At 72.3% G+C, this 17,103-nt stretch carries 20 protein-coding genes; 13 read left to right on the forward strand and 7 right to left on the reverse strand.

Going from position 1 to position 17,103, the window contains the following annotated elements:
* Nucleotides 1-223 precede the first annotated feature (223 nt).
* Nucleotides 224-1,276, reverse strand: a complete 1,053-nt coding sequence (locus tag ACE3QY_RS10765) for an SGNH/GDSL hydrolase family protein (RefSeq protein ID WP_374456020.1) — start codon at nucleotides 1,274-1,276, stop codon at nucleotides 224-226.
* 40 nt (nucleotides 1,277-1,316) lie between these two features.
* On the opposite strand from ACE3QY_RS10765, the gene ACE3QY_RS10770 reads away from it, so the two are divergent.
* From ACE3QY_RS10770 to ACE3QY_RS10790, 5 genes are read left to right on the forward strand one after another with little or no spacing between them, the layout of a single operon-like run.
* Nucleotides 1,317-2,711 (forward strand): cystathionine beta-synthase, encoded by a 1,395-nt coding sequence (locus tag ACE3QY_RS10770; protein ID WP_374456021.1) that lies wholly within the window; start codon nucleotides 1,317-1,319, stop codon nucleotides 2,709-2,711.
* Complete coding sequence (locus tag ACE3QY_RS10775) at nucleotides 2,708-3,145, forward strand: hypothetical protein (protein ID WP_374456022.1); 438 nt, start codon at nucleotides 2,708-2,710, stop codon at nucleotides 3,143-3,145. Before ACE3QY_RS10770 ends, ACE3QY_RS10775 begins: the two co-directional genes overlap by 4 nt.
* A 1-nt stretch (nucleotide 3,146) precedes the next feature.
* Entirely contained in the window at nucleotides 3,147-3,926 is a 780-nt protein-coding gene (locus ACE3QY_RS10780) for a TSUP family transporter (RefSeq protein WP_374456023.1), read from the forward strand.
* A 37-nt stretch (nucleotides 3,927-3,963) separates the two neighbouring features.
* Nucleotides 3,964-4,998, forward strand: coding sequence for a YihY/virulence factor BrkB family protein (locus ACE3QY_RS10785; protein WP_374456024.1), 1,035 nt, complete (start codon nucleotides 3,964-3,966; stop codon nucleotides 4,996-4,998).
* Nucleotides 4,995-5,636, forward strand: a complete 642-nt coding sequence (locus ACE3QY_RS10790) for a YigZ family protein (RefSeq protein WP_374456025.1) — start codon at nucleotides 4,995-4,997, stop codon at nucleotides 5,634-5,636. The genes ACE3QY_RS10785 and ACE3QY_RS10790 overlap by 4 nt, the downstream gene beginning before the upstream one ends.
* Here the strand turns inward: ACE3QY_RS10790 and ACE3QY_RS10795 are convergent, their stop codons facing one another.
* Nucleotides 5,637-5,987, reverse strand: coding sequence for a YchJ family protein (locus ACE3QY_RS10795; protein WP_374456026.1), 351 nt, complete (start codon nucleotides 5,985-5,987; stop codon nucleotides 5,637-5,639).
* Between the two features lie 96 nt (nucleotides 5,988-6,083).
* Here ACE3QY_RS10795 and ACE3QY_RS10800 point away from each other — a divergent pair, with 96 nt between their 5' ends.
* Nucleotides 6,084-6,683: a hypothetical protein gene (locus ACE3QY_RS10800; RefSeq protein ID WP_374456027.1), complete on the forward strand. Its 600-nt coding sequence runs from the start codon at nucleotides 6,084-6,086 to the stop codon at nucleotides 6,681-6,683.
* A gap of 37 nt (nucleotides 6,684-6,720) precedes the next feature.
* Nucleotides 6,721-7,257 carry a DinB family protein gene (locus ACE3QY_RS10805; protein WP_374456028.1) on the forward strand — a complete coding sequence of 179 codons (537 nt, stop codon included), beginning with the start codon at nucleotides 6,721-6,723 and terminating at the stop codon, nucleotides 7,255-7,257.
* A 15-nt stretch (nucleotides 7,258-7,272) separates the two neighbouring features.
* Here the strand turns inward: ACE3QY_RS10805 and ACE3QY_RS10810 are convergent, their stop codons facing one another.
* Nucleotides 7,273-7,656 carry a VOC family protein gene (locus ACE3QY_RS10810; RefSeq protein WP_374456029.1) on the reverse strand — a complete coding sequence of 128 codons (384 nt, stop codon included), beginning with the start codon at nucleotides 7,654-7,656 and terminating at the stop codon, nucleotides 7,273-7,275.
* Between the two features lie 119 nt (nucleotides 7,657-7,775).
* Here ACE3QY_RS10810 and ACE3QY_RS10815 point away from each other — a divergent pair, with 119 nt between their 5' ends.
* The 3 genes from ACE3QY_RS10815 (at nucleotide 7,776) to ACE3QY_RS10825 (ending at nucleotide 9,651) form a co-directional block, all read left to right on the forward strand.
* Nucleotides 7,776-8,264, forward strand: coding sequence for an N-acetyltransferase family protein (locus ACE3QY_RS10815; protein ID WP_374456030.1), 489 nt, complete (start codon nucleotides 7,776-7,778; stop codon nucleotides 8,262-8,264).
* Nucleotides 8,265-8,304: 40 nt separating this feature from the next.
* Complete coding sequence (locus ACE3QY_RS10820; protein ID WP_374456031.1) at nucleotides 8,305-8,967, forward strand: response regulator; 663 nt, start codon at nucleotides 8,305-8,307, stop codon at nucleotides 8,965-8,967.
* Between the two features lie 81 nt (nucleotides 8,968-9,048).
* Nucleotides 9,049-9,651 (forward strand): hypothetical protein, encoded by a 603-nt coding sequence (locus ACE3QY_RS10825; RefSeq protein ID WP_374456032.1) that lies wholly within the window; start codon nucleotides 9,049-9,051, stop codon nucleotides 9,649-9,651.
* A gap of 61 nt (nucleotides 9,652-9,712) precedes the next feature.
* Here ACE3QY_RS10825 and ACE3QY_RS10830 read toward each other — a convergent pair whose 3' ends face one another.
* From ACE3QY_RS10830 to ACE3QY_RS10845, 4 genes are all read right to left on the reverse strand, one after another.
* On the reverse strand, nucleotides 9,713-11,281 hold the full coding sequence (locus ACE3QY_RS10830) for a GAF domain-containing protein (RefSeq protein WP_374456033.1): 1,569 nt from the start codon (nucleotides 11,279-11,281) through the stop codon (nucleotides 9,713-9,715).
* A 30-nt stretch (nucleotides 11,282-11,311) separates the two neighbouring features.
* A complete protein-coding gene (locus ACE3QY_RS10835; RefSeq protein ID WP_374456034.1) occupies nucleotides 11,312-11,752 on the reverse strand; it encodes a pyridoxamine 5'-phosphate oxidase family protein in 441 nt (146 codons plus the stop codon).
* 80 nt (nucleotides 11,753-11,832) lie between these two features.
* Complete coding sequence (locus tag ACE3QY_RS10840; protein WP_374456035.1) at nucleotides 11,833-12,756, reverse strand: SPFH domain-containing protein; 924 nt, start codon at nucleotides 12,754-12,756, stop codon at nucleotides 11,833-11,835.
* An 8-nt stretch (nucleotides 12,757-12,764) separates the two neighbouring features.
* Nucleotides 12,765-13,016 carry a hypothetical protein gene (locus ACE3QY_RS10845; protein WP_374456036.1) on the reverse strand — a complete coding sequence of 84 codons (252 nt, stop codon included), beginning with the start codon at nucleotides 13,014-13,016 and terminating at the stop codon, nucleotides 12,765-12,767.
* A gap of 209 nt (nucleotides 13,017-13,225) precedes the next feature.
* Between ACE3QY_RS10845 and ACE3QY_RS10850 the strand changes: the two genes are divergently transcribed.
* From ACE3QY_RS10850 to ACE3QY_RS10860, 3 genes are read left to right on the forward strand one after another with little or no spacing between them, the layout of a single operon-like run.
* Nucleotides 13,226-14,638, forward strand: coding sequence for a sigma 54-interacting transcriptional regulator (locus ACE3QY_RS10850; protein ID WP_374456037.1), 1,413 nt, complete (start codon nucleotides 13,226-13,228; stop codon nucleotides 14,636-14,638).
* Nucleotides 14,631-15,029, forward strand: coding sequence for an OsmC family protein (locus ACE3QY_RS10855; protein WP_374456038.1), 399 nt, complete (start codon nucleotides 14,631-14,633; stop codon nucleotides 15,027-15,029). The genes ACE3QY_RS10850 and ACE3QY_RS10855 overlap by 8 nt, the downstream gene beginning before the upstream one ends.
* Nucleotides 15,026-17,038, forward strand: coding sequence for a VWA domain-containing protein (locus ACE3QY_RS10860; RefSeq protein ID WP_374456039.1), 2,013 nt, complete (start codon nucleotides 15,026-15,028; stop codon nucleotides 17,036-17,038). The genes ACE3QY_RS10855 and ACE3QY_RS10860 overlap by 4 nt, the downstream gene beginning before the upstream one ends.
* Nucleotides 17,039-17,103 lie beyond the last annotated feature (65 nt).

The following is a 17,103-nucleotide window of genomic DNA, read 5'->3' on the forward strand; positions in this document are numbered from 1 at the left end:
ATGCGCTCGCGCGCGTTCCTGGCGCTGGCGGCGCGGGGTGGGCGACTTGCGCCGGCCCCCGGGCGCCCACCGGGGGCCCTGGCGGTCGCGGCCGCGACCGTGCGCGGCGTGGTGGCCGCCCCCCTCGCCCGCCCGCCGGGGGGGGGCGGTGGTGGGCCCACTTTGCTTGTTGGGGTGCTTTTTTGTCGGGCCCCCCCCCGCTCGACCGGAGCCGGGAGGCGGGTCAGCCCTCGGGCAGCTCGGGGTGGTCCGGGGGCACGGTCTCCGAGGAGTCGTGCTCGTCGTGCTCGGGCGACTCGGCGTCGGTGGAGGGGCGACGGCGCCGGTGGCGCAGCTCGACCCAGCGGCCGCGGAGGCCGCGCTGGGTGCCGCCGACCTCGGTGCCGTCGACCTCGGTGCCGGGCGTACGAGCCGCGCGCACGGCGGCCGCGGCGACCGGGAGGATGCCCTCGCGGCGCAACGGCTCGGGCATCGCCTCGTCGTCGGGCAGCAGGTCGAGCGCGGCCAGGCAGGACGGGATCAGCACCGAGGCCAGCTGCTGGTAGCCGTCGGCCGACGGGTGGAAGCGGTCGGGCCCGAAGAGCACCGCGGGAGCGGCGTCGAACTCCGGGCCGAGGATGTCGCCGAGCGAGACCGAGCGGCCGCCGTTCTCGACGACGGTGATGGTCTGCGCGGCAGCGAGCCGGCGCGACCACTCGCGCGCCACCTGCTTCAGCGGCGGGGGGATCGGGCGGATGGTGCCGAGGTCGGGGCACGTGCCGACCAGCACTTCGATCTCGGCCTCGCGCAGGCGGCGTACGCCCTCGGCGAGGTGCCGCACGGACGCTGACGGCAGGACGGAGTGGGTGACGTCGTTGGCCCCGATGAGCACGACGGCGAGGTCGGGGTGGGTGCCGATCGCGGCGTCCACCTGGTCGGCCAGCGCGCTGGACTGAGCACCGACCACGGCGAAGGACCGCAGGTGCACCCGCCGGTCGGCCTGGGCCGCGACGCCGGTGGCGAGCTGCGCGCCGGGGGTCTCCTCGACGCGCTCGACGCCGTAGCCGGCGGCGCTGGAGTCACCAAGCAGCGCGATCCGGATCGCCGGCGCGGGACGGCCTCGGCCGTACCAGCCGGTCGCGTCGGGCGGCGTGTCCGTGGCGTTGCCGATCATCCGGCGCGCGATCTTCGCCTCCGCGACCAGCACGCCGTAGAGCCCGGCGCCGAGCACGGAGAGTCCGCCGCCGCCCAAGGCCGCGGCCGATGCCAGCTTGCGTGCTGCTCCTGTAGCCCCCACGACTTCATGTTACGGAGCGGTAGATAGGTAGATTGATCCGGTGCAGTACGTGAACTCTCTCCTCGACCTGATCGGCAACACTCCTCTCGTCCGGCTGGGCCGGACCCTGGACCTCCCGGACGGCCCCGACGGTGGCCCGCTGGTCCTCGCGAAGGTCGAGTACCTCAACCCCGGTGGCTCGGTGAAGGACCGCATCGCCACCAGGATGATCGAGGCCGCGGAGGCCTCCGGTGCGCTCCAGCCCGGCGGCACGATCGTCGAGCCCACCTCCGGCAACACCGGCGTGGGCCTGGCCATGGTGGCGCAGGCGAAGGGCTACAAGTGCGTCTTCGTGTGCCCCGACAAGGTCAGCGAGGACAAGCGCAACGTGCTCAAGGCCTACGGCGCCGAGGTCGTGGTGTGCCCGACCGCCGTCGCGCCGGAGCACCCGGACTCCTATTACAACGTCAGCGACCGGCTCGCGTCCGAGCCCGGCGCGTGGAAGCCCGACCAGTACTCCAACCCCAACAACCCGCGCTCCCACTACGAGACCACCGGTCCGGAGATCTGGGAGCAGACGGAGGGGAAGATCACCCACTTCGTCACCGGCATGGGCACCGGCGGCACCATCAGCGGCGTCGGCCGCTACCTCAAGGAGCAGAACGCCGAGGTTCAGGTGATCGGCGCCGACCCGGCCGGATCGGTCTACTCCGGCGGCACCGGCCGCCCCTACCTCGTCGAGGGCGTCGGCGAGGACTTCTGGCCCGAGACCTACGACCGCACCGTCGCCGACCGCGTCATCGAGGTCTCCGACGCCGACTCCTTCGCCTTCACCCGCCGCCTCGCGCGCGAGGAGGCGATGCTGGTCGGCGGCTCCGCCGGCATGGCCGCCTACGCCGCACGCCAGCTCGCGCACGAGCTCGCCGCCGAGGGACGCACCGACGCGGTGATCGTGGTGCTGCTGCCCGACTCCGGCCGCGGCTACCTCACCAAGGTCTTCAACGACGACTGGCTCGGGCAGTACGGCTTCGCGACCGGCGCGCAGGACGACCACCGCACCATCGGCGAGGTGCTGCGCGGCAAGTCCGGCCAGATCCCCGACCTGGTGCACACCCACCCCGGCGAGACGATCGCCGAGGCCGTGCACATCCTCCAGGAGTACGGCGTCAGCCAGATGCCCGTCGTCCGTGCCGAGCCCCCGATCGTCGCCGCCGAGGTCGCGGGGTCGGTGTCGGAGCGCACCCTCCTCGACGCGCTGTTCACCGGCCACGCCAAGCTGACCGACCGGGTCGAGGACCACATGTCCCAGGCACTCCCGACGATCGGCTCGACGGAGCCGGCCGCCGACGCGGTCGTCCTGCTCGAGAAGGCCGACGCGGTGCTGGTGCACGAGGACGGCAAGCCGATCGGCGTGCTGACCCGGCAGGACCTGCTCGCCTTCGTGGCTGCCTCGTGACCCGTCGTACGCGCCTGGCCGGCGCCCTCGTCGCGCTCGCCTGCGTCGGCTCGCTCAGCGCCTGCGGTGACGACGTGAACACCAGCACAGACCCGGTGGAGGTGGAGGTCGGCGAGGCCTTCACGTGGAACGGCTTCGCCGTCGAGAAGGGCTGGGAGCTCAGGGGCATCGAGCGGTCCGTCGACCTCGAGGAGGTCACCACCCCCGAGGTCTCCGGCACGATCGCGAACAAGGCCGACGAGGAGCGCGCGGCGATCTTCGAGATGGTCTTCTCCCAGGACGGCGACCCGCTGGCGACGCTGAGCTGCTCCGCCGCAAAGATGGCGACCGACCAGTCGATGCAGTTCATCTGCCCCGGCCTCAGCACCACCATGCCGAAGGACTACGACGCCGTCGTCGTCCAGGAGTTCAGCCGAGACTCGACCTCCTCCTGACGTGGGCGACCTTTCTCTGGAGGTCGTCGCCTTCCTGGTCCTCGCGGCCCTGGTGGCGGGCTTCGTCGACGCCGTCGTCGGCGGCGGCGGGCTGGTCCAGCTCCCCGCGCTGCTCATCGGGCTGCCGGGCGCCTCGGTGGTGCAGATCGCAGCGACCAACAAGCTCGCCTCGTTCTGCGGCACGTCGATCAGCGCAGCGACGTACGTCCGGCGGATCCGGCCCGACCCGCGGACCTTCCTGCCGCTGATGCTCGCCGCCTTCCTCGGCTCGGCCGGCGGAGCGCTGGTCGCCTCGCTGCTGCCGCGCAGCGCCTTCGACCCGATCATCCTGGCCGTGCTCGTGCTGGTCGGCGGCTACGTCTGGTTCAAGCCGAGCGTCGGCGAGCTCACCAGCCTCCGCTTCCAGGGTGGCCGGCACCTGACCGCGGTGGCGGCGACCGGCCTGACGATCGGCTTCTACGACGGCGCGATCGGCCCGGGCACCGGGTCGTTCCTCGTCTTCGCACTCGTCGGGCTGCTGGGCTACAACTTCCTCGAGGCCTCGGCCAAGGCCAAGCTGGCCAACTGGGCGACCAACCTGGCCGCGCTCGTCGTCTTCGTCCCGCAGGGCGCGGTCATCTGGCAGCTCGCGCTGCCGATGGCCGCGGCCAACATCACCGGCGGCTACCTCGGCGCCCGGCTGGCGATGGCGAAGGGGGCCCGGTTCGTCCGCGCGTTCTTCCTCGTCGTGGTCTGCGGCTTCGTCGTGCGACTCGGCGGGGGACTGCTCGGCTGGTGGTGACCGGGTTCGCCGGGTGCCGGGCGGTAGCCTCCACCCCGTGGGAGCGGTCTCGGCAGTCGACGGGTTCCAGCGCCGTCACCCCGTGCTCGGCTTCCCGCTCGCCGTCATCTACAAGTACTTCGACGACCAGGGCCCCTACCTCGCCTCGGCGCTGACCTACTACGCCTTCATCGCGATCTTCCCGCTGATGCTGCTCGGCACCTCGATCCTCGGCCTGATCCTGCGCGGCGAGCCCCAGTGGCAGGAGCAGATCCTCAACTCCGCGCTCTCGCAGTTCCCGATCATCGGCGACGAGCTCGGCCGGCCGGAGGGCCTCCAGGGCTCGGTGGCCGGTGTGGCGGTCGGTGCGATCGCCGCGCTCTACGGCGCGATGGGGCTCGGGCAGGCGCTGCAGAACACCCAGCACGTGGCGTGGTCGGTGCCGCGCAACAGCCGCCCCAACCCGTTCTACGCCCGCGTGAAGACCCTCGTCCTGCTCGTCACTGCGGGTTTCTCGCTGCTGGCCGTCACGATCGTGTCGACCGTCGCGAGCACGACCGACGTGTTCACCGAGGTGCTCGGCTCGGGCATCCAGTACTTCCTGCCGCTGCTCACCGTCGCCGTGGTCGGCACGTTCCTCACCCTGCTCTTCCGCTTCGCCGCGACGGGCCAGCACTCGTTCTGGCGGGCGGCGCCGGGCGGCTACTCGCTGGCGATCATGTGGCAGGCCCTCCAGCTCGGCGGTGCGGCCTACGTCGACAACGTGCTCGTCGACACCTCGTCGATGACCAAGACCTTCGGCCTCGTCCTCGGCCTGATCGGCTTCCTCTGGATCGGTGCGGTGATGGCGGTGCTGGCGATGGAGATCAACGTGGTCTGGGCGCGCCGCCTGTGGCCGCGCGCCCTGCTGACGCCGTTCACCGACAACGTCGAGCTGACCGACGCCGACCGCCGGGCGTACGCCGCCTACGCCCGCATGCAGCGGCACAAGGGCTTCGAGAAGGTGTCGGTCACCTGGACGCCGGGCCCGGTCGAGCGCCGCCACCGGGCGGAGGAGGAGCGCGCGCCCGCGCCGGAGGACGACCCCGCGTGACGTCGTACCTCACCGTCGCGGGTCCCGCCGACGCCGAGGTGGAGGACCGTGGCTCCCGCTTCCTCTGCACACTGCGCCGGGTCGCCGACGAGGACGAGGCGCGTGCCCTGGTCGCGGCGTTGCGTCGCGAGCACTGGGATGCGCGGCACCACTGCTCGGCCTTCGTGCTCGGGCCGGGCGGGGAGGTGCAGCGCTCCTCCGACGACGGGGAGCCCGCCGGCACGGCCGGGGCGCCGATGCTCGACGTGCTGCGCGGCGCCGGGGTCAGTGACGTCGCGGCCGTCGTCACGCGGTGGTTCGGCGGCACCCTGCTCGGTGCCGGCGGTCTGGTCCGTGCCTACGGCGACGCCGTGCGCGCGGCCCTCGCCGAGGCGGGCACGCTGCGTCGCGCGTTGCTCACCGAGCTCGCCCTCGAGCTCGACCACGCGGACGCCGGCCGGGTGGAGGGGGAGCTGCGTGCGCGTGGGGTGACGGTGCTCGACGTGGCGTACGACGCCCGGGTCCGGCTGCTGCTCGCAGCCGCGCCCCAGGAGGCGGACCGGGTGGCCGAGGTCGTGGCCGCGGCCACCGGCGGGCGCGGTCGCCCGGTCGCAGTCGGGGAGCGGTGGGTCGACGAGCCGGGTCGACCGGGCCAGTAGCTAGTCGACGTCGCCGTCCACGTAGACCCACCGGCCGGCGCGCTGCTCGAAGCGGCTGACCTCGTGCATCCGACCGCCCGCCCACGTCGCGACGAACTCGACCGTGTCGTCCTCGGCGGCGAGGACCTCCAGCCCGGTCCACCGGGTGCGCGGGTCGGGCGTGGTGTCGTCGGGCCGGGTGCGCGGGTGCCAGGTCCGGAAGAGGTGGTCGGCGTCGCCGACGACGTACGCCGTGTAGCGCGAGCGCATCAGCTGCTCCGGCGTCGCCGCCTGCTCGCGGTTGGCCAGCAGCGGCCCGCAGCAGGCGGCGTACATCGCTCCGGATCCGCACGGGCAGGACGAGGTCGGCACGTCGGCGAGGGTAACGGCAGGTCGCGGGAACAAGCGCCCTTTGCGTATGCACTGTAAGGGTGTAATTATGTAAGCACTGCAAGAAGGAGCACGAACATGATGACCCGAGACGACTACGACGAGGGCCGCGGACGACGCGGCCGGGGCCGCGGCGAGCGCGGCGAGCGCGGCGGCCGCCGTGGGGGCTGGCAGGTCGCCGACCTCCCCTCCGCCGACGACGCGGCGGGCTGGTTCCGCGGGCGCCTGCCCGACGACTGGTTCAGCGAGATCGAGGTGCGCACCGACCGTGAGGAGATCACGGTGCTGGGCACCCTCAGCGAGACGCAGGCGGCCGGCGCCGACGGCGCCGAGGCGGAGGGCCGGATCAGCCGGTTCCGCGCCGACACGAAGGCCGAGCGCATCGAGATCGCCCTCGAGGCGCAGGCCCGCTACCAGCGCAAGGTCTCGTGGGGGGTGCGGCTCGGCGACACCGAGGCGCTGTTCACCCACGTCGCCGCGCCGGTGATGACCCGGCTGCGGCAGCCCGAGCGCCAGGTGCTCGACACCCTCGTCGACGCCGGCGTGGCCCGCTCCCGCTCCGACGCGCTCGCCTGGTCGGTGCGCCTGGTCGGCGAGCACGCCGAGGAGTGGCTCGGCCAGCTGCGCGACGCGATGGCCGAGGTCGACAAGCTGCGCGGCGAGGGCCCGTCCCTCTGATCGGGCGAACGGGGGGCCGCTCGGCTAACGTCCCGCCATGACGATCGAGCGGCCCGAGCCGGCCTACAGCGACACCGAGGTCGGGATGCTGCGCAGCTTCATCGACCACTACCGCGCGACCATCCGGTTGCAGGCCTCCGGGCTCACCGACGAGCAGCTCGACCAGCCGCTGCCGCCGAGCGACCTCACGCTCGGCGGGATGCTCAAGCACCTCGCCTTCGTGGAGGACTACTGGTTCTCCTACAACCTCGCCGCCCACGAGCCCGCACCGCCCTGGGACGCCGCGCCCTGGGACGACGACCCCGACTGGGACTGGCACAGCGCGGCCGGGACCCCGCACGCCGAGCTCGACGCGCTGCTGGCCGACGCCATCGCCCGCGCCGACCGGTGCCTCGACGAGGCACTGGCGGCCGACCCCGAGCTCGACCGCCCGGTCGCGCGTCCGCGGCCGCCCGAGAAGGGGCAGACAGCCACGGTGCGGTGGGTGCTGGTCCACATGGTCGAGGAGTACGCCCGCCACGCGGGGCACGCCGACCTGATCCGGCAGTCGATCGACGGCGCGACCGACGTCTAGGGCCAGATGTCCAGGTCAGGTCTCCTGGTGCAGGCACAGCACGTTGCCGTCGGGGTCCTTGAACCAGGCCGCCTTCTCCGACCCGAGCACGCACACGTGGTCGACGGTCTTGAGGTCGGGCAGGTCGTAGTCCTCGAAGACGACGCCGCGGCCCTCGAGCTCGCCGATCTCGGCGTGGATGTCGTCCACCTCGAAGCTCATCGCGGTGCTCTCCGACGGCGTGCTGTCGGGGCGGGGCAGCAGCACGAGCGTGGAGTCGCCCTCGAGCGCGTAGATCGCGCTGCCCTCGTCGTTGGTCCCGGTGTAGTCGAGCCCCAGGGACTCGGAGTAGAACGTGCGCGACCGGTCGACGTCGGTGACCGGCATCATCATCGCGACCGCGCGGTGTGTGAGCGACATGAGCGCCTCCCTGTGCGTCCTGGCCGGCGTCCGGCGGCCCCCGTCCGGCTGCCTCCAGTGTGCGCCGCGCGTCGGGTGCCGGGGAGACTGCTCCAGACCGGAGAAACGAAGGAGATCCCGTGAGCATCAGGCCCGCGACCGAGGCGGACTGGGCGGCCATCTGGCCGTTCTGGCAGGAGATCGTCGAGGCCGGTGAGACCTACGCCTACCCGCTCGGCGCCACGTCCGACGAGGCCCGTGGCTGGTGGTTCGACGGCACCAGCCACGTCGTCGTGCTCACCGACGACGAGGGGGTGGTGCTCGGCTCGGCCAAGATGGGACCGAACCGCCCGGGTCGCGGTGCGCACGTCGGCACCGCGTCCTTCATGGTCGACGCCGATGCGCGCGGCCGCGGCGTGGGTCGCCGGCTCGGCGAGTACGCCGTCCGCTGGCACCGCGACGAGGGCTTCGCCGGCATCCAGTTCAACGCGGTGGTGGAGACCAACACCGCCGCCGTCGGGCTGTGGCAGGACCTCGGGTTCGAGGTGGTCGGGACGGTGCCCCGGGCCTTCGACAGCACGGCCCACGGTCGGGTCGGGTTGCACGTGATGTACCTCGACCTGGGCTGAGATCGGACGGGTCGGGCCGCCGATCTGGTGGAATGTGCCCATGCCCGCACCGATCCGCGTCTACCTCCTCGACGACCACGACGTCGTGCGGGAGGGCCTGAAGTTCCTGCTGGAGCAGCAGGAGGACATCGAGGTGGTCGGCGAGTCGGCCACCGCCACCGAGGCCGCCGCCCGCATCCCCGCCCTGCGCCCGCACGTCGCCGTGCTCGACGCGCGCCTGCCCGACGGCTCGGGGATCGAGGTCTGCCGGACCGTGCGCGCGATCGACCCGACCATCAACGCCCTCATCCTCACGTCGTACGACGACGACGAGGCGTTGTTCGCCGCGATCATGGCCGGTGCCGCGGGCTACGTGCTCAAGGAGATCAAGAGCTCCGACCTCGTGGGCGCGATCCGCCACGTCGCCGCAGGCAAGTCGCTCATCGACCCGGCGATGACCGCGACCATCCTGGAGCGGATCCGCAACGGCCCGAGCACGCCCGACGAGCTGGCCTCCCTCACCGACCAGGAGCGCATCCTGCTCGGCCACATCGCCGAGGGCCTGACCAACCGCCAGATCGCCGAGCAGATGTTCCTCGCCGAGAAGACCGTGAAGAACTACGTCTCGAGCATCCTCGCCAAGCTCGGCCTCGAGCGGCGCACCCAGGCCGCGGTCCTGGCCTCCAAGCTGCTCGGGCAGGACCAAGGTCCCGCCGGTCGGTGACGGCAGGCCCTGATGCCCGGAGCGTGACTCCGGGACTCTGGTGGTGACCCAGAAAACACACCACCGAAGGAGGGGATGACGATGAACGTCATCCATCGCCACCGCCACGAGGTCGAGGCGTACGAAGCCCCGGTCGGCGTGAGCTACGAAGAGAACGACCGCGGCCCCTGGTTCCACAGGGCCCTGGCCACCCTGCGGATCGCCTACGGAGTCACCTTCCTCTGGGCGTTCCTCGACAAGACCTTCGCACTCGGCTTCCACACCGGTTACGACCAGGAGGGCAACCTGGACCGGTTCGGCCCCGCTGCGTGGATCAACGGCGGCAGCCCCACGGAGGGCTTCCTCAGCTTCGGTGTCCCTGCTGACAACCCCTTCCACGGGTTCTTCACCGGCCTGGCCGGACAGGCATGGGTCGACTGGCTGTTCATGCTCGGCCTGCTCGGCATCGGCGTGACCCTCCTGCTCGGGGCGGGCATGCGGATCGGCACCGCAGCCGGCGCGCTCATGTACGCGTTCATGTACGCCGCAGTGCTGCCCCTGGAGAACAACCCGGTCGTCGACGACCACCTCGTCGGCGTGATCGTGATGGCGGTCCTCGCCCTGGGCGCGGCCGGCACCACCTGGGGGCTGGGTCGCTGGTGGAACCGCACCGAGGTGGTGAAGAACTACCCCGTCCTGCGATGACACCAGGCCCCCTCTGGACCCGGCGCCCTCGGCGCCGGGTCCTCTGGTGTGCGCGGTCGGATCAGTCCTTGATCGGCACGCGCCAGACCAGCACGGTGCCGCGCTCGCCGACCGGCGACACCCCCAGGGTGCCGCCGAGGTCGTCCGCCCGGCGTCGTGCGTTGCGCAGCCCGCTCTCGGACACCTCGGCGGGCAGGCCCACCCCGTCGTCGGCGACGCGCAGCTCGAGCAGGTCGGACCCGACGACGACGTCGACCTCCGCCGAGTCGGCGAGGGCGTGCCGGGCGACGTTGGAGACGGCCTCGCGGAGCACCGCGAGCAGCTGGGAACCGAGCGCCGGCGGGACTGCGGTGTCGATCGGCCCGGAGGTGCGCACCACGGGCGTGAAGCCCAGCACCGGGACGTACTCCTTGACGAGGCTGCGGATGGCCGCCCGCAGCGAGTCGCCGCGACGGTCCTGCAGCTCGAAGATGGTGCCGCGGATGGCCTTGATGGTGTCGTCGAGCTCGGCGACCGACTTGTCGAGGCGCTCGGTGACCGCTCCGTCGTCGGCCATCGCCGCGACGCCCTGGAGCTGCAGCCCGGTGGCGAAGAGCCGCTGGATGACGATGTCGTGGAGGTCGCGCGCGATCCGCTCGCGGTCGGAGAGCAGGGCCATCTCCTGACGGTCAGCCAGCGCCTGGGTGCGGTCGAGCGACAGCGCGACCTGGTCGCCGAAGCCGGCGAGCAGGTCGCGGTCCTGCACGTCGAGCAGACCGGCCTGCGGGTTGGTGACCGCGACCAGCGCGGTCACCGGCGCGAGGTGCGAGCGCAGCGGCACCACGACCAGGGGCACCCCGTCGATGCGCGTGGTGGTGACCGGGCTGCCCGGGCCGATGACCGTCGCCGCGCGCGCCGCGGACAGCACGCGCTCGACCTCCTCGGCGTTGGCGTCGGGGGCCACGCTGAGCGTGTCGTGGTCCGCGCCGAGCGAGGACCACAGCGCCACCGCGTGCGATCCCGACACCTGACGGGCCGTGGCGACGATCTGGTGGAGCGCGGTCGGCAGGTCGACCGGCGGCTGGAGCAGCTCCGAGAGGTCGGCGGAGGCCTCCAGCCACTGGCGCCGTCGCTCGCTCAGCGCGAACGACCGGGCGTTGCTGATGACGTAGCCGGCGGTCCGGGCGAGCTCCTCGACGAGGCCCTCGTCGTCCTCGGTGAAGGGGCCGCCGCCGGCCTTCTCGGTCAGGTAGAGGTTGCCGAACACGGTGCCCCGGATCCGGACCGGCATGCCGAGGAAGGACGTCATCGGCGGGTGGTTGGGCGGGAAGCCGACCGACGACGGGTGCGCCGACAGGTCCTCGAGCCGCAGGCCGGAGGGGTCCTCGATGATCACCCCGAGGATGCCGCGTCCCCGAGGCAGGTCGCCGATGGCCGCGCGGGTGCGCTCGTCGATGCCGGTCGTGACGAACTCGACCAGCTCGCCGTCGCGGCCGAGCACGCCCAAGGCGCCGTAGCGGGCGCCGGTGAGGGCGGTCGCCGCCTCGACGATCCGGGTCAGGGCGAGGTCGAGGTCGAGGTCGCTGGAGATCGCGGTGACCGCCTCCAGCAGGGAGCGCGCGTCAGCGCCGAGGTCCGGTGTGTGGGTCACACGGGAGATTGTGTCGCAACCGTGCCGGCATCAGGCGAGACGACGTACGGGCAGGTGCGCCCAGGGGTCCCACCCGCCGCCGAGCTGGCGGCCGCTGAGCTCGGTCCACGGGATGCGGACGACGAGGTTGCGCTGGCCCTCGGCCCAGGGCCGGGGCTCCCAGTGCCGCGCGATCTCGGCGAGCTCCTCGGGGTCGTCGACGAAGGTGGCGCGGCCGCGGACCGAGACGCTCCAGCCGCGCTGGTTCTCGTAGTCGAACTGGTCGACCTCGAAGCACAGCTGGGCGTCGCGACCATAGGTCCCGAGCAGGCTGTAGGCCGTCGTGCGGACCAGGATCGACTCCCCGTCCACGGCGTAATTCACGGGCACGATGTGCGGCCCCGTCGGGGTGCTCACCGCGACCCGGCCGGCGATGCCCGCGCCCAGCAGGCGCACGCAGTCCTCGCGCGAGAGGTCGAGCATGGTTCGCATGGGAGTCTCCTTGTCGTCGGCTCCCAGCCTCCCTCGCGTCGCGATCGCGAGGCAGGGCCGAAGGTCCCGCGCGGTGGACCTCAGGGCCCGGAGTCGGTGATCAGCCCGCCGGTCGTCGGCTGGTAGGGGTTGAGCCCGTGGTCGATGGCGTACTGCTTGAGGTAGCCCTCGCGCCCCAGCACCCGGATCCGCTCGGCGATCTTGGCGGCCTCGGCCTTCTCGACCGCGATCTGCGCCTCGGCGGCCTTGACCTGGGCGGCCGCCTCGGCCTCCTTGGCCTTGGCGCGTGCGACGGCCTCCTGCTGCGCGACGAGCGCGGCCTTCACTGCCTCCGGCGGCACCGGCTTCTGCAGCGTGATCGCGAAGTCGGTGAAGAACTCCTCGTCGCCGTCGATCTGGCGCCCGACCAGGTCGGGCATCTGCGCGAGCACGTCGCGCTCCCACTGGGCCTTGACGTTGGGGTCGGTGTAGAGCTCGGTGTAGGTGTAGTTCTGGCTGGCGCGGTCGATCGCGGTCTCGAGCGGGCGGCTGATGTAGACGCTGAGCATCTGCAGCCAGCCGACCGACCCGTTGCCGTCCGCGGAGTCCATGTAGGCGGCGTAGCGGTTGCCGATGAGGTCGTGGAACTTCTGCAGCGTGGGGCAGTCGGTGTTGAGGAGGAAGGCGGCCACGCCGTCGACGCTCATCTCGATGCCGTCCTTGGTCACGAACGTGACCGGGCTGCGATCGCCGCCCTCGCCGAAGACGTAGTTCCGCTGGGACGTCGGGTAGAGGTAGTGCTTGTCGCCCGGGCCGTCCCACGCGCGCGTCGAGCGCTGCACGCAGTCCTCGTAGCGACGCGGGGTGAAGGCGCCGTCGCTGTAGTGGAGGGCCACCTGGTCGGGGCCGGTCGAGACCGTCGTCGGACGCACGAAGAGCAGCACGGCGAGGGCCAGGCCGACGACGAGGCCGAGGCCGAGCACGACCCTGCTGAGCTTCTTCACGGCGGTGGGAGCGGAGGGCATCGGGGTCCTCAGTCGTTCGGGCCGGAGAGCCGGCGGTGGCGGGTGGCGATCTCGTCGATGACGATCGTCGAGAGCTCGGGTGAGACGTCGCGGTGCTGCCACGCGAGCTCGCGCAGCTGCTCGATGAAGGCGTCGCGCTCCGCGAGGGCTGTGCCGTCCTCCGTCTGCGGGGGCACGCTCGCGCGGCCGAGGGCGTAGCCGACGCCGCCCGCCACGAGGGCGACGAGCACCACCACGAACAGCAGGAACATCGAGGCCATGGCGTCATCCTGCCCTGCCGGAGGCGGTGCGACCCCGGTTTCGGCGCCGGTAGTCCAGTGGCAGATGGTCGTCGTGCCGGGGTAGTCCAGTGGCAGATGGTCGTGGATCGGCCCGCTGGACAGCCATCTGCCACTGGACTACCCCGGCGGGCCGAGGGCGGCGACTTCGAGCGCACTCCACGTTGACGGCCGGGTCTAGCGTGGACGACGTGACCCAGCAGCAGACCCAGAGCCAGACCCAGCACCCCGATGCCAGCACCCTCGGCCAGCTTCGCGAGAGCGGCCACCGGCTCAAGACCCTCCGCGAGGAGATCCGCGACAACCTCCTCGACCGCCTCGGCGGGGGCGAGGACCCGTGGCCGGGCCTGCACGGCTTCGCCGACACCGTGATCCCGCAGGTCGAGCGGGCGCTGCTCGCGGGCCACGACATCGTCCTGCTCGGCGAGCGCGGCCAGGGCAAGACCCGACTGCTGCGGTCCCTGGTGGGCCTGCTCGACGAGTGGACCCCGGTCATCTCCGGGTCCGAGCTGGGCGAGCACCCCTACGACCCGATCACGGTCGCCTCGCGGCAGGCGGCGGCGACGTACGGCGACGACCTCCGCATCTCGTGGCGCCACCGCGACGAGCGGTACGCCGAGAAGCTGGCCACGCCGGACACCTCGGTCGCCGACCTGATCGGCGACGTCGACCCGATGAAGGTCGCGGAGGGCCGCCACCTCGGCGACCCCGAGACCATCCACTTCGGCCTGATCCCGCGCAGCCACCGCGGCATCGTCGCCATCAACGAGCTGCCCGACCTCGCCGAGCGGATCCAGGTCGCGATGCTCAACGTGATGGAGGAGCGCGACATCCAGATCCGCGGCTACGTCCTGCGGCTGCCGCTCGACGTCCTGGTGGTGGCCAGTGCCAACCCCGAGGACTACACCAACCGCGGCCGGATCATCACCCCGCTCAAGGACCGCTTCGGCGCCGAGATCCGCACCCACTACCCGCGTGAGGTCGAGGAGGAGATCGCCGTCATCGCGCAGGAGGCCGAGCTGGTCGCCGAGGTGCCCGACTACCTCCTCGAGGTGCTGGCCCGCTTCACCTCCAACCTGCGGGAGTCGCAGTCGGTCGACCAGCGCTCGGGCGTCAGCGCCCGCTTCGCGATCGCCGGCGCGGAGACGATCGCCGCCGCCGCGCTGCACCGGGCGACCACCCAGGGCGAGGGCGAGGCGGTCGCCCGCGTCGTCGACCTGGAGACGGCCGTCGACGTGCTGGGCGGCAAGATCGAGTTCGAGACGGGGGAGGAGGGTCGTGAGGCCGAGATCCTCACCCACCTGCTGCGCACCTCGATCGCCGAGACGGTCCGCGCCCACCTCGCCGGCATCGACCTGCGGCTCCTGGTGGAGGCCATCGAGGAGGGCGCGATGGTCACCACCGGCGCCCGGGTCGGCGCGCGCGACTTCCTCGCCGGGCTGCCGGTGCTGGGGGAGTCCGACCTCTACGACCAGGTCTGCGACCGGCTCGGCGCCACCAACGACGGTGAGCGCGCCGGCGCGCTCGAGCTCGCCCTCGAGGGGCTCTACCTCGCCCGCAAGATCGGCAAGGACGCCGACGCCGGGGAGACCGTCTATGGCTGACCTCTTGGGCTTCGAGGTTCGCGTCGCGGCGGGATCGCGCGCGGCCGGGCTCACCCCGGCGTACGTCGTCCCGCACACGTGGACCGACGGCGGCATCGCGGTCGAGGGCGGGGGCACCGGCGCGCACCTGCTGCTCACCGCGATCGGCTGCTGCGTGCTCAACGACGTGCTCCGCGAGGCCGGGCCGCTCGGCATCGGCGTCGACGGGGTGATGGTCGAGGTGTCGGGTGAGTTCGACGGCGCGACGTGGTCCTCGACCACCGTCGACTACCGCGTCGAGGTGGACTCGGCGGCCAGCCGCGAGGACGTCGACGGCCTGCTGGCCACGGTGGCCGAGGTCGCGGAGATCCCGCGGGCGGTCGGCGGGGAGGTGACGGTGACCCGACGATGAGCCGGCGCACGGACCGCTCACGGTTCCACCGCTACGAGGGCGGCGACCCGCTGGCGCCGCCGGTCGACCTGGCCGAGGCGCTCGACCAGATCGGCCAGGACGTGATGGCCGGCTACAGCCCCGAGCACGCGATGCGCGAGTTCCTCCGGCGCGGAGGCACCGACCAGGCGGGGCTCGACGACCTGGCCAGGCGGGTCGCCGAGCGCCGCCGCGAGATCCTCCAGCGGCACGACCTCGACGGCACGCTGCGCGAGGTGCGTGAGCTGCTCGACAAGGCCGTCCTCGCCGAGCGCGGCCAGCTCGCCCGCGACATCACCATGGACGACTCCGACCGCACGCTGCGCGAGATGACGCTGGACAACCTGCCGTCGTCGACCGCGGCGGCGGTGAGCGAGCTGTCGTCGTACGACTGGCAGTCGAGCGAGGCACGCGAGGCCTACGAGCAGATCAAGGACCTGCTCGGCCGCGAGCTGCTCGACCAGCGCTTCGCCGGCATGAAGCAGGCGCTGGAGGGGGCGACCGACGAGGACCGCGAGGCGATCTCGGAGATGCTCTCCGACCTCAACGACCTGCTGGAGAAGCACGCCCGGGGCGAGGACACCGACGAGGACTTCGCCGACTTCATGGACAAGCACGGCGACTTCTTCCCCGAGAACCCCGAGAACATCGACGAGCTGCTCGACTCGCTGGCGCAGCGGGCCGCCGCCGCGCAGCGGATGCTGAACTCGATGACGCCCGAGCAGCGGCAGGAGCTGATGGAGCTCTCGCAGCAGGCCTTCGGCTCGCCCCAGCTGATGGAGCAGCTGGCCCGGATGGACGCCAACCTGCAGTCGCTGCGGCCCGGCGAGGACTGGTCGGGCTCGGAGTCGTTCGACGGCGACCAGGGGCTCGGACTGGGTGACGGCACCGGTGCCCTGCAGGACCTCGCCCAGCTTGAGGCGCTCGCCGACCAGCTCGCCCAGTCCCACCACGGCGCGCGGCTCGACGACGTCGACCTCGACGCGCTCGCCCGGCAGCTCGGCGACGAGGCGGCGGTGGCGGCGAAGACGCTCCAGGAGCTCGAGCGCGCGCTGCGCGACAGCGGCTACCTCAAGCGGGGCTCCGACGGAGAGCTGCGGCTCTCGCCCAAGGCGATGCGGCAGCTCGGCAAGGCGCTGCTGCGCGACGTCGCCGACCGGATGAGCGGACGCTCGGGCGCCCGCGAGACGCGTACGACCGGCCTCGCCGGCGAGCCGAGCGGGTCCACCCGGCGGTGGGAATTCGGCGACACCGAGCCGTGGGACGTGCCGCGCACGATCGGCAACGCCGTGCTGCGCGACGGCGGCACGATGCCGGTGCGGATCCAGGTCGACGACATCGAGGTCGTCGAGACCGAGGCCCGCACCCAGGCGGCGGTCGCGCTGCTGGTCGACACGTCGTTCTCGATGGCGATGGACGGCCGGTGGGTGCCGATGAAGCGCACCGCGCTGGCGCTGCACCAGCTGGTGCGCTCGCGGTTCCGCGGCGACGACCTCCAGCTGATCGCCTTCGGCCGGCACGCGCAGGTGATGGAGATCGAGGAGCTGACCGCCCTCGACGCCCGCTGGGCCAAGGGCACCAACCTCCACCACGGCCTGCTGCTCGCCAACCGGTTCTTCCGCAAGCACCCCAACGCGCAGCCCGTGCTGCTGGTCGTCACCGACGGTGAGCCGACCGCCCACCTCGAGGCCGACGGCGAGGTCTGGTTCTCCTACCCGCCGCACCCGCTGACGATCGCCCACTCGGTCCGCGAGCTCGACGCGTCGGCGCGGCTGGGCGCGCAGGTGACGTTCTTCCGGCTGGGCGACGACCCGGGGCTGGCGCGCTTCATCGACTCGATGGCCCGGCGGGTCGACGGGCGGATGGTGAGCCCCGAGCTCGACGACCTCGGCGCCGCGGTGGTCGGTTCCTACCTCGGCTCCCGCGGCCCCGCGTCGTCGTACCGCGAGCACTTCGGGGACTGGTACGGAGGGCGTGGCTTCTGGGTCTGAGCCACCCGTTGGGTGGCGGCGGACGACATCGGATCGGGGTCTGGGGATGTCGTGTGCCGCCACTG

Origin of the sequence: Nocardioides sp., from assembly GCF_041913365.1 — a bacterium.
GTDB lineage: Bacteria > Actinomycetota > Actinomycetes > Propionibacteriales > Nocardioidaceae > Nocardioides.